Source organism: Paraliobacillus salinarum (assembly GCF_014083865.1).
GTDB classification, from domain to species: domain Bacteria; phylum Bacillota; class Bacilli; order Bacillales; family Amphibacillaceae; genus Paraliobacillus; species Paraliobacillus salinarum.
In genome coordinates this window covers 93,630-109,764 of record NZ_JACEFA010000008.1, presented here as the reverse complement: position 1 = coordinate 109,764, position 16,135 = coordinate 93,630, and the positions used below count along the sequence as shown (strand labels likewise).

General features: G+C 36.2%; 14 protein-coding genes. 10 read left to right on the top strand and 4 right to left on the bottom strand.

Annotated features, from left to right (window positions below):
* The first annotated feature begins 136 nt into the window (after positions 1-136).
* From gnpA to HP569_RS09515, 9 genes are all read left to right on the top strand, one after another.
* Positions 137-2,308 (top strand): 1,3-beta-galactosyl-N-acetylhexosamine phosphorylase, encoded by a 2,172-nt coding sequence (gene gnpA / locus HP569_RS09555; RefSeq protein WP_182200946.1) that lies wholly within the window; start codon positions 137-139, stop codon positions 2,306-2,308.
* On the top strand, positions 2,298-2,465 hold the full coding sequence (locus tag HP569_RS09550; RefSeq protein ID WP_182200945.1) for a DUF6903 family protein: 168 nt from the start codon (positions 2,298-2,300) through the stop codon (positions 2,463-2,465). Before gnpA ends, HP569_RS09550 begins: the two co-directional genes overlap by 11 nt.
* Positions 2,466-2,525: 60 nt before the next feature.
* Complete coding sequence (locus HP569_RS09545) at positions 2,526-3,449, top strand: ROK family protein (RefSeq protein ID WP_182200944.1); 924 nt, start codon at positions 2,526-2,528, stop codon at positions 3,447-3,449.
* Between the two features lie 50 nt (positions 3,450-3,499).
* On the top strand, positions 3,500-4,504 hold the full coding sequence (gene galE / locus HP569_RS09540; protein ID WP_182200943.1) for a UDP-glucose 4-epimerase GalE: 1,005 nt from the start codon (positions 3,500-3,502) through the stop codon (positions 4,502-4,504).
* Positions 4,501-5,988, top strand: a complete 1,488-nt coding sequence (gene galT, locus HP569_RS09535) for a UDP-glucose--hexose-1-phosphate uridylyltransferase (RefSeq protein ID WP_182200942.1) — start codon at positions 4,501-4,503, stop codon at positions 5,986-5,988. Before galE ends, galT begins: the two co-directional genes overlap by 4 nt.
* Positions 5,989-6,034: 46 nt before the next feature.
* On the top strand, positions 6,035-7,201 hold the full coding sequence (locus HP569_RS09530) for an SIS domain-containing protein (protein ID WP_182200941.1): 1,167 nt from the start codon (positions 6,035-6,037) through the stop codon (positions 7,199-7,201).
* A 43-nt stretch (positions 7,202-7,244) separates the two neighbouring features.
* Positions 7,245-8,393 (top strand): N-acetylglucosamine-6-phosphate deacetylase, encoded by a 1,149-nt coding sequence (gene nagA, locus HP569_RS09525; RefSeq protein WP_182200940.1) that lies wholly within the window; start codon positions 7,245-7,247, stop codon positions 8,391-8,393.
* 38 nt (positions 8,394-8,431) lie between these two features.
* Complete coding sequence (gene gatY, locus HP569_RS09520; protein ID WP_182200939.1) at positions 8,432-9,289, top strand: tagatose-bisphosphate aldolase subunit GatY; 858 nt, start codon at positions 8,432-8,434, stop codon at positions 9,287-9,289.
* Between the two features lie 84 nt (positions 9,290-9,373).
* Positions 9,374-10,303 (top strand): hexose kinase, encoded by a 930-nt coding sequence (locus tag HP569_RS09515; RefSeq protein ID WP_182200938.1) that lies wholly within the window; start codon positions 9,374-9,376, stop codon positions 10,301-10,303.
* A gap of 109 nt (positions 10,304-10,412) precedes the next feature.
* Here the strand turns inward: HP569_RS09515 and HP569_RS09510 are convergent, their stop codons facing one another.
* The 3 genes from HP569_RS09510 to HP569_RS09500 all read right to left on the bottom strand — a co-directional run bounded on the left by HP569_RS09510 (position 10,413) and on the right by HP569_RS09500 (position 13,724).
* Positions 10,413-11,747, bottom strand: a complete 1,335-nt coding sequence (locus HP569_RS09510) for an ISL3 family transposase (protein ID WP_182200937.1) — start codon at positions 11,745-11,747, stop codon at positions 10,413-10,415.
* Positions 11,748-12,162: 415 nt separating this feature from the next.
* Complete coding sequence (locus HP569_RS09505) at positions 12,163-12,897, bottom strand: glucose 1-dehydrogenase (RefSeq protein ID WP_182200936.1); 735 nt, start codon at positions 12,895-12,897, stop codon at positions 12,163-12,165.
* Between the two features lie 71 nt (positions 12,898-12,968).
* Entirely contained in the window at positions 12,969-13,724 is a 756-nt protein-coding gene (locus tag HP569_RS09500) for an SDR family NAD(P)-dependent oxidoreductase (protein WP_182200935.1), read from the bottom strand.
* Between the two features lie 300 nt (positions 13,725-14,024).
* Here HP569_RS09500 and HP569_RS09495 point away from each other — a divergent pair, with 300 nt between their 5' ends.
* Complete coding sequence (locus HP569_RS09495; RefSeq protein WP_182200934.1) at positions 14,025-14,675, top strand: SDR family oxidoreductase; 651 nt, start codon at positions 14,025-14,027, stop codon at positions 14,673-14,675.
* Between the two features lie 59 nt (positions 14,676-14,734).
* Here the strand turns inward: HP569_RS09495 and HP569_RS09490 are convergent, their stop codons facing one another.
* Complete coding sequence (locus tag HP569_RS09490) at positions 14,735-16,036, bottom strand: lysine N(6)-hydroxylase/L-ornithine N(5)-oxygenase family protein (protein WP_246367068.1); 1,302 nt, start codon at positions 16,034-16,036, stop codon at positions 14,735-14,737.
* Positions 16,037-16,135: the final 99 nt, after the last annotated feature.

Below are 16,135 nucleotides of genomic sequence, written 5' to 3'. Positions count from 1 at the left end.
GCGGCAGTAAACTATGGCCCGATGTATGCCGGAATGGTAATTGCGATGTTACCAACTATTATTTTATATATCATGGTACAAAAACGATTAACTCAAGGAATGACTGTCGGAGGTCTGAAAGGATAGGTGTTTGATAATGGCAAAACAAAAAGGAAGAGTGACGTTACCAAGTCAACAGAACTTTTTAGAAGAGACGAAAGAATTAATAGAATTATGGGGAGCAGATGCCCTAAGAGATAGTGACGGAACGAAACTAGATGACGAAATTAAACAGTTAGATGCGAAAATCTATACAACTTATTTTGTTGCGAGAAGTCACAATGAATTCGCTGAAAAACATAAAGAAGAAGTGCAACAGTTATATTTGATGTCACAATATAATACTGCAACAAGCTCAGAGCTAGAAATTTCATTTTTAGATGGTTATTTTAAAGATCAAGTAGAGCCAGATTACTATCACGATATGAAAAAATGGTGGGAAGTCATTGATCGTACTACTGGTGAAGTTGTTGATCCTGTAAATTGGGAAGTAAATAAAGAAACGAACACAGTTGTTATTAAAAATATTGCGCCTTGGCATGAATACACAGTTTCATTCTTAGCGTATATGATTTGGGATCCTACACAAATGTATAACCATATTACAAATGACTGGGGCGATAAACCTCATGAAATTCCGTTTGATGTAAGACAACCAAATTCAAATCAATTTGTTAAAGAATATTTAAAAACTTGGTTAAAAGAGAATCCAGATACAGATATCGTTCGTTTTACTACATTCTTCTATCACTTTACATTAGTGTTCAATAACTTAGCAGAAGAGAAGTTTGTTGATTGGTTCGGATATGGCGCAAGTGTTTCTGTTGCAGCACTTGAAGCGTTTGAACAAGAAAAAGGATATGCTCTAAGACCAGAAGATATCATTGATCAAGGTTACTATAATTCCACATTCAGAGTGCCAACACAAGCATATTTAGATTACATTGACTTCATTCAAGCATTTGTAGCGAGAGAAGTAAAAGAACTTGTTCAATTAACACACGATAGTGGTAAAGAAGCAATGATGTTCCTAGGTGATAACTGGATTGGTACAGAACCTTATGGCAAGTATTTTAAAGACACTGGAATGGATGCTGTTGTAGGTAGTGTCGGTGATGGTACAACATTACGACTTATTTCAGATATCGAAGGCGTGAAATATACAGAAGGAAGATTTCTACCATACTTCTTCCCAGATACTTTCTATGAAGGAAACAATCCTGTAATAGAAGCAAACGAAAATTGGTTAACTGCAAGAAGAGCACTTATGCGTAAACCATTAGACCGTATTGGTTATGGTGGATATTTAAGCCTAGCATATAAATTCCCTGAGTTCGTTGATTATGTAAAAGACTTAACAGACGAATTCCGTGAAATATACGATAACATTAAAGGCGTAACTCCATACTCAGGCTTAAAAGTAGCGATCTTGAACTCATGGGGTAAGTTAAGAACATGGCAAACACACATGGTAGCTCATGGTAAGTGGTATAAGCAAGCTTACACGTATCAAGGAATCCTAGAATCATTAAGTGGTTCAGCAGTTGATGTATCATTCATTAGCTTTGATGACGTCATTGAGCATGGTATTGCTGATGATGTTGATGTGATCATTAACGCAGGTGATGCTGGCACATCATTCTCTGGTGGCGAGCGCTGGAAAGAAGAAAAACTAACTGCAACGATTAGAGCATGGGTAAGCGCAGGCGGAGGATTTATTGGAATTGGTGAGCCTACTGCACACCATCACCAAGGACGTTTCTTCCAACTTGCAAACGTACTAGGTGTAGATAAAGAGTTAGGATTTAGTTTATCTACTAATAAGTATTTCACTGAAGCTGTTGATTCACACTTTATTACAGAAGATGTTAAAACGTTCGACTATGGTGAAGACATGAAAAACGTTTATGCTTTATCTGGTGATACAGAAATTATTGATTACACAGGTGGAGAAATACATCTTTCAGCTTCTTCATTTGGTGAAGGTAGAGGGGTATATATTGCAGGACTTCCTTACAGTCATGAAAATACACGCTTGTTAATGCGTGCAATGTATTATGCGGCTAACAAAGAGGATCAATTAAATAAATGGTTTGCAACGAATGTACATTGTGAAGTTCATGCTTATCCTGAAATTAAGAAGTACGCTGTAATTAATAACTCGATGGAAGAGCAAACAACAACTATTTATGACGGCACAGGCAAGCAGCACGAATTAACATTAAAGCCTAGTCAAATTATTTGGGAGGAATACACAAATGAAGGATAAAATAATGGCGATTGTAAAAGTTATCTTCTTTATCTTTTGTCTGTTCTTAGTTATTTATGGACAAAAAACAGTTGGTAAATTTGAATTGTTCTTGCAGCTAGCTGGCTTATCCGGTTTGTTATTCTTACTTTGGAATTACAACAGAAAATTTGTTTAATAAACGTTAAGTGCATTTAAAAATAAAAGTTATGTATTAAGGGAAGGCGAGGGTTGTTCATTGAAGTATGCGATTGGAATTGATATTGGTGGAACGAAGATTGCAGCTGGAATCGTGAATGAAAAAGGTGATTTAATTCAGAGTGAAATGGTTGAAAGTAACCCTTCTGACAGAGAGAAAATGTTTGAACAGGTGATCAACTGTGTTCATCAATTATTGAATCATTGTAGCATTCCAAAGCAAGAAATATACGGAATAGGCGTTGGTGTTCCAGGGAAAGTAGATATTGAAAATGGCATTGCAGTATTTCAGAACAATCTCCCTTGGACGAACTTTCCGTTAGTAGAACGATTGAGAGAAGCTTTAGGGATTGATAATATTGTAATAGACAATGATGTCTACATGGCTGCTTATGCAGAGTGGGCAGAAGCAAAAGTGAAAGATGATGAATTGTTTGCTTATATTACGATAAGTACAGGGATTTCTTCTTCTTTTATCAAAGGAGGAAAATTCATTAGAGGAGCAGGATTTGCTGGTGAGTTGGGTTTAATTCCAACTCACGCTCCTGGTCATGATCAACCAATTGAACGATTAGAGAAATTTGCCGCGGGACCAGCGTTGCAAACAAAAGCTAGAAAAGCATTTCAAGATGAATCTATTTTGCCAAAAGATATTTTTGCCAAATATGAAGATGGAAATGCTACAGCAAGAGATTTGATCGATGATATGGTTACCTCATTCGCACATGGCATTTATATGATTAACAGTTTATTGGACCCACACAAAATAGTTTTAGGTGGAAGTATTGCTACAAAGAATCCAGTGTTACTAAGCATCATCAAACAGAAGTTAGAAAACCATCTTATTGAGGAACAAAAGCACATATTGAACGAAATATACATTAGCCATCTTGGTAGTGATCAAGGTATGATAGGCGCAGGGTTAAGACCTTTCCAATTGAGTAAAGGGGATAACCTAGGATAACAGCTTGATCAAATAAAAGGCAAGACAGTTTTGTAAAGGTGGTGCTAAAAATGAGTATCTTAGTTTTAGGTGGTGCTGGTTATATTGGCTCACATGCTGTGCACCAATTAATTGATGCAGGAGAATCGGTTGTAATTGTAGACAATTTAGAAACTGGCCACAAAGAAGCGTTACATCCTAAGGCTGCATTTTATCAAGGGGATATAAGAGAAATTGATTTTCTAAGAACGGTTTTTAAAAAGGAATCAATAGAAGCTGTTATTCACTTTGCAGCCAATTCACTTGTAGGTGAGTCTGTCCAAAATCCGCTTAAATATTTTGATAATAATGTTTATGGAACGCAAGTGTTATTGCAAGTGATGGCAGAGGAAAATGTGAAGAAAATTGTATTCTCTTCCACTGCTGCAGTGTATGGAGAACCAGAAAATGTTCCAATACTAGAAACCGAAAGAACAAAGCCATTAAATCCATATGGAGAAACAAAGTTAACAATGGAGAAAATGTGTCACTGGGCAAGCCAAGCACACGGCATCAATTATGTTTCGTTGCGTTATTTTAATGTCGCTGGTGCTAGAGAGACTGCTGAAATTGGTGAAGATCATCGTCCAGAAACACATCTTATTCCAATTATTCTTGAAGCTGCTTTAAATACACGTCCACACGTAACGATTTATGGTGATGATTATAATACGCCAGACGGAACATGTATTAGAGATTATGTGCATGTGGAGGATCTAATTGCAGCACATCGCTTAGCTTTACGGTATTTAAGAAATAAAGGTGAAAGCAATGTATTCAATATTGGTAGTAGCCAAGGTTTTTCTGTGAAAGAAATGATCGATACAGCTCGCGAGGTTACTGGTAAAGAAATTATTGCTCAAAACGGTGAGCGTAGAGCGGGTGACCCGAGTACACTTATTGCAAGCTCTGATAAAGCAAAACAAGTGCTAGGCTGGAACCCTACAAAAACAAATGCAAAGAAAATTTTTGAGGATGCTTGGAGATGGCATTCAACTCATCCAGATGGTTATGGTAAAGAAGGGATAAAACAATGATTCACGGTCTTATCACAAGCTTAATAAATAAAGGCTTAGACGCATCGTTAATAGAAAAAACGGATGTCAATTATGTTAGAAATAAAATTAATAGCTTATTAGGGATAGAAAGTGTGGAAGAAGATAGTACAGTTTCGACCGACAATATCCCCGGTATTCTAGCTGAAATTATTGATTTTGCGGTAGAACATCAAGTGATCGGAAATAATTTAGATGAGAAAGAAATGTTAGCTGCTCAAATAATGGATAGTTTCATACCGAGACCATCCGTTGTGAATCAAACATTTTATCAAAAATATAAAGAATCACCGGAAAAAGCAACAGACTATTTCTATCAACTAAGCAAGAATAGTAATTATATTCAAACCGAGCGAATTAAGAAAAATATCTCTTTTAAAGCTGACTCTGATTATGGTGAGTTAGAAATAACAATTAACTTATCAAAGCCAGAAAAGGATCCGGAGCAAATTAAAAGAGAACGATTGATGAAAAATGATGCGCCAAGTTATCCGAAATGTGTGCTTTGCAAAGAGAATGAAGGATATGTAGGAAGAACAGCTTATCCAGCTCGATCGAATCACAGATTAATAAAGATTGATATGCTTGGTGAAGATTGGAGTTTACAATACTCCCCATACGTTTACTACAACGAGCATTGTATTATCTTATCTGATCAACATCGTCCGATGAAAATAAATCAAGACGTTTTTGAAAGAATCTTGACGTTTACAAAGAAGTTTCCACATTATTTTGTTGGTTCTAATGCTGATTTACCTATCGTTGGTGGATCGATCTTAAGTCATGATCATTACCAAGGTGGTAATTACGAATTTCCGATGATGGTAGCAGATAATGCCTTTACATTTGAATTGAATCATTTCCCGGAAGTTCAAGCCGCCGTTTTGAAATGGCCGGCCTCTGTCATTAGATTACATGGACAGACAATTAATCAATTGGTGGAAGCTGCTGAACATATCCGTAAAACATGGGTGAATTATTCTGATGAATCACAAAATATCGTGTCACATAGTGGAGAAGAGCCTCACAACACGATCACACCAATTGCTAGAAACAAAGGAGATCACTTCGAATTAGATTTAGTTTTAAGAAACAATCGAACAACGAACGAATATCCTTTTGGTATTTTTCATCCGCATGAAGATGTGCATCATATAAAGAAAGAGAATATTGGTCTTATTGAAGTAATGGGTCTTGCCGTTTTACCGCCAAGATTAGTTGAGGAGCTAGATCAGGTCAAAGATTATATTATTGGGCAAGTAGATTCAGTTAATACAGAACATCAAGTATGGGCAGACCAACTAAAAGAAAAATATAACCATTTAGTAGAAGAGGCAGAAGTAAAAGCTGTGATCGAGCAGGAGCTAGGTGTGAAATTTGCTAGAATCTTAGAGGATATCGGTGTATTTAAGAACCATGATTCATTTAAGACTTTTATTCACAAGGTTAATCAGCTTGATTCATAAAAAGATCTATAGATAATTGTATCCAATCTAAAAAGGAGGATTATTCATGTTTAATCTTACAGAAGAAACAATCGAACAAATGAAAGCAACGCACACGGCAGCAGAAATTCATCATCAACCAGAAGTGTGGCAAGAAATGTTTGATAAATTTACAGAAAATAAAGAAGCGTATAAGTCGTTTATCGAAAAGATTTACGCAAAGCATGAACATGTACAGGTGATTTTCACTGGTGCAGGAACATCTGCATTTGTAGGTGATACGCTTACTCCTGAATTACGTAAGCAAAATAAATCAAATGTACAATTTGATTCTATTCCAACAACAGATATTGTTTCTAATCCTACAAATTATTTTTCCGAAAACAAACCAACGATTCTTGTGTCGTTTGCTAGATCAGGTAATAGCCCTGAAAGTGTTGCGGCTGTTAGCTTAGGTGAGCAAATTATTAAAGATTTCTACCAAGTTATTATTACTTGTAATAATGAAGGTAAATTAGCGAAAAATGCAAAAACAGATGAAAACAGTCTTGTACTACTCACACCAGCTAAGGCACATGATAAAGGCTTTGCAATGACAAGTAGTTTCTCCAGTATGTTATTAACAGCTTATTACTTATTCTCTAATCAAGGGATCAGTAAAAAAGAAATGGATTCACTAACAACCAATGCAAAACATTGCTTGGATACTTGTGCTACGACAATTGATCAAATTTTAGAAGTAGATTTCGAAAGAATTGTTTTCTTAGGCTCTGGCTTACTAGGTCAGCTTGCACATGAAGCAGCACTTAAATTATTAGAGCTTTCTGCTGGAAAAGTAGCAGCAATCCATGAATCTTCACTAGGATTTAGACATGGTCCAAAGTCGATCTTGAATGAAAAATCAATTGTGATGCTATTTATTTCTCAAGATCCTTACACTAGAAAATATGATGTAGATATTTTGAGAGAACTACACGCAGATGGAGTAAAAGTAGTTGCATTAACGACAAGCAATGATAAAGAAGTAGAAGAGCTTGCAGCATGGACAGTTAACGTTGTTGCCAATGACGATCAACCAAGTGATTTCTATTTATCATTACTTTATGTAATCTTTGCTCAAGCATTTGCATTGAAAAAATCAATTGATTTAGGTATTACGCCAGATAACCCAAGTCCAGATGGTAAAGTAAACCGCGTCGTACAAGGTGTGACGATCCACCCGTTGGAAAAATAATGCAACATTCGTTTTAAAATTCAATAACTAGGATGAGTGTAAAATGAATTATTATATTATAGCGGACCGATTTTTATTAGAAGATGGCGAAAAGGTTGGAGGCTACTTAAAAGTCGAAAACGGTAAATTTGGAGATTTTGTTGAAGCTATTCCTAATGGTAGTGATGTGCAAGATTGGAGCGGCTATACGATCGCTCCAGGCTTGTTCGACACACATATCCATGGGGTAAATAGCTACGATATTATGGACGGAACAGTTGAAGCGGTTCAAGCGATATCTGAATCGATATTAGAGCAAGGTGTGACCCGCTTCTTACCAACAACGTTAACTTCTTCTGCAGCAGCTATTGAACAAGCAATTACAGCAATTACAGCTGCAGTTGAACAAGGCTTACCAGGAGCGCAGTCAGAAGGTATATTCCTAGAGGGACCTTATTTTACAGAAAAGCATAAAGGTGCTCAAAACCCAGTTCACTTTAATGACCCTAATCTGGAGCAGTTTCAAGCGTGGCAAAAGTTAGCAAATGGTTCGATTGCTAAAATTGCCCTTGCTCCAGAGCGAGAAAATACAATGCCATTTATTAAACAAGTGACAGATAGTGGAGTACGAGTAAGTATTGCGCATACAGATGCAAGCTATGATTGTTGTAAAGAAGCTGTATCTAATGGAGCAAATAACTATGTTCATTTATTTAATGGTATGTCTGGATTGCACCATCGTGAACCAGGAGTTGTTGGAGCTGCACTTACAGATCCAACTGTATTTGCTGAATTGATTTGTGATGGGCATCATGTGCATCCACAAATAGCTACATTAGCTAGTGAAATAAAAAAAGATAAATTAATGTTAATTACTGATTGTATGCGTGCCGGTTTAATGCCAGACGGTGAATACCAACTAGGAGAATTCAAAGTGTTTATGCAAGATGGCATAGCGAAAACTGAATTCGGTTCCTTAGCTGGCAGCACATTGCAATTAATAAATGGTGTAAAGAATCTTCAACAATGGAGTAATAAGCCATTGTATGAGATTTGGCATAAAGCATCATTGTCACCAGCTTGTAGTCAAGGTTTAGGTGATAAATTAGGTAGTATTTCAAAAGGAAAGCTTGCAGATTTTGTTGTGTTAGATGATTCAACTGCAATACAAGCAACAGCAGTCGAGGGAAAAATAAAATTCAATAAAAAATAATATGTCACTAATAATGGCTATTATTAGGAGGTAATCAGGTGGGATACGTACAAAACACAAAAGAAATGTTAATTAAAGCTAGAAAAGAAGGATATGCGGTACCTGCGTTTAATATTCACAACCTAGAAACAATTAAAACAGTTGTAGAAGCTGCTGTTGAAATGCGTTCTCCGGTAATTTTAGCTGCTACTCCTGGTACTATGAACTATTCTGGTAGAGCATACATTCAAGCAATTGTGGAGGTTGCTGCAAAAGAAAATGATGTACCAATAGCGTTACATTTAGACCATCATGAAACATTTGACTCCATTGAAGAATCACTTAAACTAGGTACAAAATCTGTTATGATTGATGGCTCACATCACTCTTTTGAAAAAAATATTGAAATAACGAAGCAAGTGGTTGATGAGGCACACAAGCATGGTGCAACGGTTGAAGGAGAATTGGGTAAACTTGTTGGACAAGAAGATGATTTGATTGTGGAAGCAGAGGACGCAGCTTATACAGACCCAGATACAGTAGTAGAGTTTGTTGAAAAAACAGGTGTTGATTCTCTAGCGGTAGCTATTGGAACAGGTCATGGTTTGTATGAAACAGAGCCAAACTTAGACTTCGAACGATTAGAAAAAATCAGCAGTTTAACAGAAGTTCCAATTGTATTACACGGTGCATCAGGTATTTCTAAAAAAGACGTGCAAAAGTCAATTGAACTAGGATGTGCAAAAGTAAATATTTCTACTGAACTAAAAATTCCTTTCTCTGATGGGTTGCGAGAATTCTTAGAAAATAACCCAAATGAAACCGATCCAAGAAAATATATGCAATTAGCGAAAGATTACATGAAAAAAGCAGTTATTGAAAAAATATTGATTTGTAAAAGTGATGGGAAAGCATAATAAATAGTATTAGTGGAGTGGGACAGCACCCACTCCACTTGTGTTTTTTTGAGTAAGACGCAAAATTTAAGGGAGGTAACCAACATGATTCTAACGATTACATTAAATCCATCTGTAGATATTAGTTATCCTTTAGCTGAATTACATTTAGATACAGTAAATCGAGTGGAACAAGTTACAAAAACAGCTGGTGGTAAGGGTCTTAATGTGAGCAGAGTACTACGTCAGCTTGATGAACAAGTAATGGCAACAGGATTTCTAGGTGGCGCATTAGGTGATTTTATTAGAAAAGAGATAACCAACATTGAAATTCAGGATAAATTCATTACGATCGATCAAGAAACACGAAACTGTATCGCGATTTTGCATGATGGAAAACAGACAGAAATTCTTGAAAAAGGACCTGCGATTCAAAAGGGAGAAGCAAGCAAGTTTCTTTCCGTATTTGATGAATATGTTCAACAAGCGGATGTTGTTACTATTTCTGGTAGCTTACCAAAAGGGCTTAGCTATGATTTTTACTTAGAACTGCTTAAAAAAGCAGAAAAATATGATACACCAGTAATATTAGATACAAACGGTAAGCTACTCCAACAATTATTGGCTGATGGAGCGAAACCTTATTTGATCAAACCAAATCAAGAGGAATTAGCAGAAATAGCAAATGAAGAGGTAGTGAATCGACAACAAATCATTGATCTGCTTCGTTCGGATCTATTTAAAGCTATACCTTGGGTTGTTACAACACTTGGAGCAGAAGGTGCGGTTATCAAAAAGGATGAAGATCTATACTCTGCAACCATTCCAACGATTGATGCAGTGAACCCAGTTGGCTCTGGAGATTCAGTAGTTGCCGGATTTGCGGCTGGTACGCGACGTAATTTGGCAACAGAAGAACGGATGCAGTTTGGTCTTACGATGGGTATATTGAATGCAATGGAAGAACAAACTGGTTCGATTAATCCTGATAATATTGAGACAATCATGAATCAAATTGTTATCAAGTCAATTTAATAAAAGAAAAACGGTTGCTACATTCAGTAAAAAAGGAGGTTCTACGTCAAATAACGTTGGTAAGTTTGATTAGTCAACTGAATTGTTATTCGTTCACGTCCTGAAGCAGTTAAGCTGCTTTAGGACGTGTTTTATTTTTCATTCGTTTATTCGTTGTTCGTTCTACTGGTTTTAATTGAAAGTGTACCAGTATTCGGTTTTTGTAATTTGTGAAATTACGATACCCATATGCCACACGGTTTAATACTTTGATTTTATTGTTTATTCCTTCCATACGACCGTTGTTATAGGTATAGTAAAAACTGTTTTTCATATAAGGCAAATGTTTTCTGAGCGTTTGAATACTTGTTCTGAGATACGTGGAAATGTCTTGGTGACAGGGTTGGCTCAAAATATTCTCTAATGCAACATAATTTTTCTGGTTCATGGCACGTAATAAGCTTTGATAAAGCTGGTAATTCCGTCGTAGACGGGAATCGTAAGCTAATATCTCTTGTACAATAGATGCTTCTATACGTTGGCCAAACAAACGATAATACTTATAACTCGTATAAGATAGTTCATTTTCTTTTTTAAGTAACAGTTTCCAATAGGCTTTCAATCGCCGATATTTTTTCAGATCTTCTCCATTAGACGTTTTAAACCGATTCATCATAGTCACACGTGTTTTATTCATTGATCTAGAAATAAGTTGAACGAGATGGAATCGATCAATGATAATTTCCGCATGAGGAAATAGCTCTTTGATGACAGTGACGTAGCCAGCGTTCATATCAATCGTAATGGTTTTAACCTGTTTTCTATTCTTTAAACTATAGTGGGTGATAAAATGATTTTTTATGGTTCGGCTATCACGTCTATCTAGAATATCTAAGATAGCACCCGTTTCAGCGTTAATATATTCAAAAGCCATCTGGCTTTTGGCATATTTAAATTCATCAAACGAAAGATGACTTGGTAAGGTTTTGTGATACGGCTTAAAAGCTTTCGCTCCATCATTCAAGATACGTTGCACCGTAGCATCAGATACACCACAGTCCCTAGAGATACTTTTAATTGATTGTGCTTCTGCTGTTTTAACTAAAATCTGTGCTTTTGTGTTTGATGAAATGAAACAATGCCGTTTTACAATTGATGTTTTCGCTGTAAAGCTACGAGCACAAGGCTTACACATGAATCGTTGTTTTTTCAATAGTAAGTAAACCGGGTGAACACCGATTGTAGGTATGGTAATTCGTGATGTTTGGGTACCGTTTTTATAGATAGAAGTACCTTCTTTTTTTATATGACAATGCGGACAATGTGTCGCTTCATATGTTAATGTAGCATGAATAAACTTATAGGTACGACCTTTATATTCCTCAATCGTGATGCCTTCACTGTCGATATGAATATTTTTATCTTGAATATCTAACAGTTTTCTTGTAAAGTTTGTAATAGACAAGTGAGTTCCCTCCTAGGATTGGTTTTCGTCGACTTTTATTCTACAGGGAAACTCACTTGTTTTCTATTTTTAAAAGACATTTATGCGATAACGGCATTCTCATAGCAAACATCTAGGATTGAGAGGCGCAGAGCGTAGGAAATAGGCGCGACTCCTGCGGGAACAGCGCGAGCTGAAGATCCACTTGGTAAAGTGATCTTCTTTACCAAGTTAGCTGAGGCCGTGCCCGCGGAAACCAAGCCTATTTCCGCAGCGGAACGAGCATTATTCCCCTTCTTTTATAAATGTTCAAATGATAATCACATCATCTCTTAAAACATGAATTTAAAAATGACGTTCGTGAGTTTTTTTTACTCACCAACGTCATATATTGTACAACCAAAAAGGAATGTAACAGCCGTTTTTTTAATTCACCTTATTGAGCTGTAAGTCCGCCATCAACAACAAATTCTGCTCCAGTGCTATAGCTAGAATCATCAGAAGCTAAGTAAAGAACAAGGTTAGAAACTTCTTTTGGCTTAGCTACACGTTTATTTGGAATGTACTTAGCAAATTCCTCTACAGCATCCTTTGCATCTTCTTGAACAATCATTGGTGTTTCAATTACACCTGGGTGCACAGAGTTTACTCGAATATTGTATTGAGCCAAACTTAATGCAGCCGCTTTTGACATTCCTCTTACAGCAAATTTTGTATCAGTATATCCTACTGCACCACCAACAAGTCCGTTAATAGATGAAATGTTAACAATAGAGCCACCTTCTGCTTTTTTCATAGATGGAAGAGCAGCCTTCATGCCTAATAACACGGAAACTTGGTTAATGTCCACGATTTTTCTATACTCTTGTTCAGTGATGTCTTCGATGGACTTAGTCATTGTGATACCTGCGTTATTTACTAATACATTTACTGGACCAAAAGTTTTTTCAGCAAAAGCAACAGCTTCTTCCCAGTTCTCTTTGTTTGTGACATCAAGTTTAACAAATGCCGCATTATCTCCAAGTTCATTTGCTAATTGCTCTCCTTCTTTTTCAAGGATGTCAGCAATCACAACTTTTGCACCTTCTTCTACAAATAATTGTGCGTGTGAAGCTCCCATTCCGCGTGCAGCACCAGTAATAATTGCAACTTTGTTTGTTAGTCTTCCCATAATAAACCCCTCCATTATTTATAAAATTCATGTACTATACATGACATTACCACAATTAGAATACGTAAAACCTATCGAAGCATAATTGATCCGCCATCACTCATTAGCGTTTGACCAGTCATATATTGAGAGTCTTCAGATGCAAGGAATACGGCTACGCTACCAATATCTTTTTCAACATCACCAAAACGACCTAATGGAATTTGGTTTTTCACCTTTTCATAGTATTCTGGTTGCGCCTTAGACCAAGCTTCAACCCCAGGTGAATAAGCGATAGGACTAATCATGTTTACGTTTATGCCAAATTTGCCCCATTCGTTAGCAGCTACACGTGAAATACCGCGAATCGCTTCTTTTGCAGCGGCATAAGAAGCCTGTGTAGCATGACCTGCTAATCCTGCACCAGATGCAAAGTTAATCACGTTACCTTTAGATTCCTTTAAGTATGGAAAAGCTGCTTGCATTAAGTAGAAAGTTGGATAGAATCCAGTATTAAAAGATAAATCCAATTCATCTTGTGTTGTGTCCTCAAAATTTGCTTGTTTGGAAGCGTGTGCATTATTAACAAGCACATCTAGCTTTCCAAATTTATCTACTACTGTAGTAATAATATTTTTTAAGTTATCTCGATCCATTAAATCAGCTTGTAGAAACATAGATTTAGGAGAATGAACTTGTAACTCTTTTTCCATTGCCTTACCTGTCTCTTCGTTTACATCTACAATTGTAACGACTGCGCCTTCTTTTACCATAGCTTTAGCCATACCACTGCCAATACCGCCAGCCCCTCCAGTGATAATGACTACTTTGTTATCTAACCTTGCCATGTGAATACCCCCAATAGTCTAAAATTAGTTATTGATTAATTAGTCAATCAATCAAATACAGTGTAACCTCTATTCAGTTATTGTTAAAGTAATATGCTTGCGAATAATTGAGCATGTTTCTAATTAATCTATTAATCCAAGAAAATAAGGCTTTACAATAAAGAATACGCTTACTTAAATAATTTATGTTAGTCTTTTCATATGTTTTATTTAGAATCATATGAGGTATACGATAGAGTAAGCGTCATTTGAAATTTTGTAATATTATTAGATGATTAGAATAAAGAAAGGATGAATAGAATGAAAATTTTAGTTGTGGGAGCTAATGGACAAATAGGGAAACATCTCGTTGCAAAAATACAAGATACGGATGGCTTGCAAGCAAAAGCAATGATTCGTAAACAGGAGCAAGCGAGTTATTTTAAAGAGCTAGGAGCTGAGTCAGTGCTTGTTGACTTAGAAGATGGTATCGAAAAAATTGAAGAAGCTGCAAAAGATGTTGATGCAGTCGTATTTACTGCGGGATCCGGACCGAATACAGGTAAGGATAAAACAATTTTGATCGATTTGGATGGTGCCGTGAAAACGATAGAAGCGACAAAACGTGCCGGTGTAAACCGATTTGTGATGGTAAGTTCATTTGATACAACACGCGAAGCAATTCAATCATCCCCACCTTCTTTTTCTCCGTATGTTGTTGCGAAGCATTACGCGGATGAATGGTTGAAGCGAACAGATCTTGCATATACCATTATCCACCCTGGTCGGTTAACCAATGACAAGGGGTTAGGTAAGGTAGAATTAGGAGAAAAAGTAGAACGCGGTGAGATTCCGAGAGAAGACGTTGCGGAAGTTATTTTGGAAGCATTACAAAATGAAAAAACAATTCGAAAAGGATTTCAGATAGTAACTGGAAATAAATCAATTAAAGATGCAGTCGAGGATTTATAGACTAGTTAAGTAAAAGAAGTTATCTCATCTTACCGAAATTGGTTAGATGAGATAACTTTTTAGTTAGACGGAATGAAGTTCTGAAAGATAAATGAGCCTGATAGGTCAAATCGTTGTTCATTTGTCAAATCATTAATTATTTCCATATTTCGTTGCACTGCTAGTCCTAAATTCGTAGCGGCTGTTCCATGAGAGTGTTCCAAATTAGTAGCAACGTAAAAACGGTGCTTACGCTGGTCTTTGAATGAAAGGGCATAATTCCTTGAAACTTTAAATAGATGCTTATCTTCCCATTCAATCTTACCGTGAAATCGTTTCTCAAACCAATCTGGTATATTTGGCTTGTATCCAGTAGCAAAAATTACTTTTTCTGTTTTAAGTTGAAAACTTTTTTCAGCTTGCCATTGATGGCACTCTAAAAAATAACCGTCTGTTGTTTCTTCTAAACTTTTCACTTCTGTTAAAGGTTGAATGAAAATCTGTGGATCTTCACCTCCAATAGAGTAATGATATAATAGCTTATATATGCCAATTAACGTATCATAGTCAACACCATTTCGTAACGGACCAAGTGTGTTTAAGGCATCTTTTCTCTTCTCTATTGGCAAATGATGAAAGTAATCTACGTAATCTAGCGAAAAAAATTCTTGTCCTAATTTTGCAGATTCAAGCTGAAAGATTCCTTCTGAACGTGTGATCCACGAAAGGTGAAACTCCTTATTTTTTCGTTCATCTAGTAAATCATGAAAAATCTCAGCTGCACTTTGACCAGAACCAACAATGGTAATATGATCTGCATCGATTATTTTCTCTTTTTTATATAAATAGTTACTAGCATGTAAAATATCCTCTTGTGGATAATTTGCCATATTATCAAGGATAAGTGGTGTTCCTCCAGTAGCCATGACAATATGCTTGGCCAAATATTCTTCATCAATTTGTGTTGAGATATCACGAACAATTACTTTATAGTGATTGTTCTCATCAATAACATCAATGACTTCTTTGCCAAAATGAAGCTGTGTAATTTGGCTTGCTACCCATTGTAGATAATCATTATATTCTTTTCTGGGAACTGACATTTTATTTAAAAAATAAAAATGATTTAATCGTTTATTTATATGTAAATAGTTCAAGTAACTGAACCGATTGGTTGGATCAGCGAAAGAGACAAGGTCTGCAATAAATGGAACCTGTAAATCTGTCCCTTCAATTAATAAACCTGGATGCCACTGAAATGTTTCCGATTGATCAAAAAAAATTCCGTTCAAATCACTCATATCCTCAGTTAAAGCCGCTAAGCTTAGATTAAATGGTCCAATTCCTATGCCGATAAAATCATACATTATTGCTTCACTCAATGTTACCGCCTACCTTTATTAAGATGTTATGTTATTCCCAATAACAGTTTTATTTAAACCAGACATCATTTATACCGGATAAATCTCATGTTTATTCAA

Coding starts and splice junctions, on each gene's coding strand:
- gnpA (WP_182200946.1), top strand. CDS start 137: ATGGCAAAACAAAAAGGAAGAGTGACGTTACCAAGTCAACAGAACTTT.
- HP569_RS09550 (WP_182200945.1), top strand. CDS start 2,298: ATGAAGGATAAAATAATGGCGATTGTAAAAGTTATCTTCTTTATCTTT.
- galE (WP_182200943.1), top strand. CDS start 3,500: ATGAGTATCTTAGTTTTAGGTGGTGCTGGTTATATTGGCTCACATGCT.
- galT (WP_182200942.1), top strand. CDS start 4,501: ATGATTCACGGTCTTATCACAAGCTTAATAAATAAAGGCTTAGACGCA.
- HP569_RS09530 (WP_182200941.1), top strand. CDS start 6,035: ATGTTTAATCTTACAGAAGAAACAATCGAACAAATGAAAGCAACGCAC.
- nagA (WP_182200940.1), top strand. CDS start 7,245: ATGAATTATTATATTATAGCGGACCGATTTTTATTAGAAGATGGCGAA.
- HP569_RS09515 (WP_182200938.1), top strand. CDS start 9,374: ATGATTCTAACGATTACATTAAATCCATCTGTAGATATTAGTTATCCT.
- HP569_RS09505 (WP_182200936.1), bottom strand. CDS start 12,897: ATGGGAAGACTAACAAACAAAGTTGCAATTATTACTGGTGCTGCACGC.
- HP569_RS09500 (WP_182200935.1), bottom strand. CDS start 13,724: ATGGCAAGGTTAGATAACAAAGTAGTCATTATCACTGGAGGGGCTGGC.
- HP569_RS09495 (WP_182200934.1), top strand. CDS start 14,025: ATGAAAATTTTAGTTGTGGGAGCTAATGGACAAATAGGGAAACATCTC.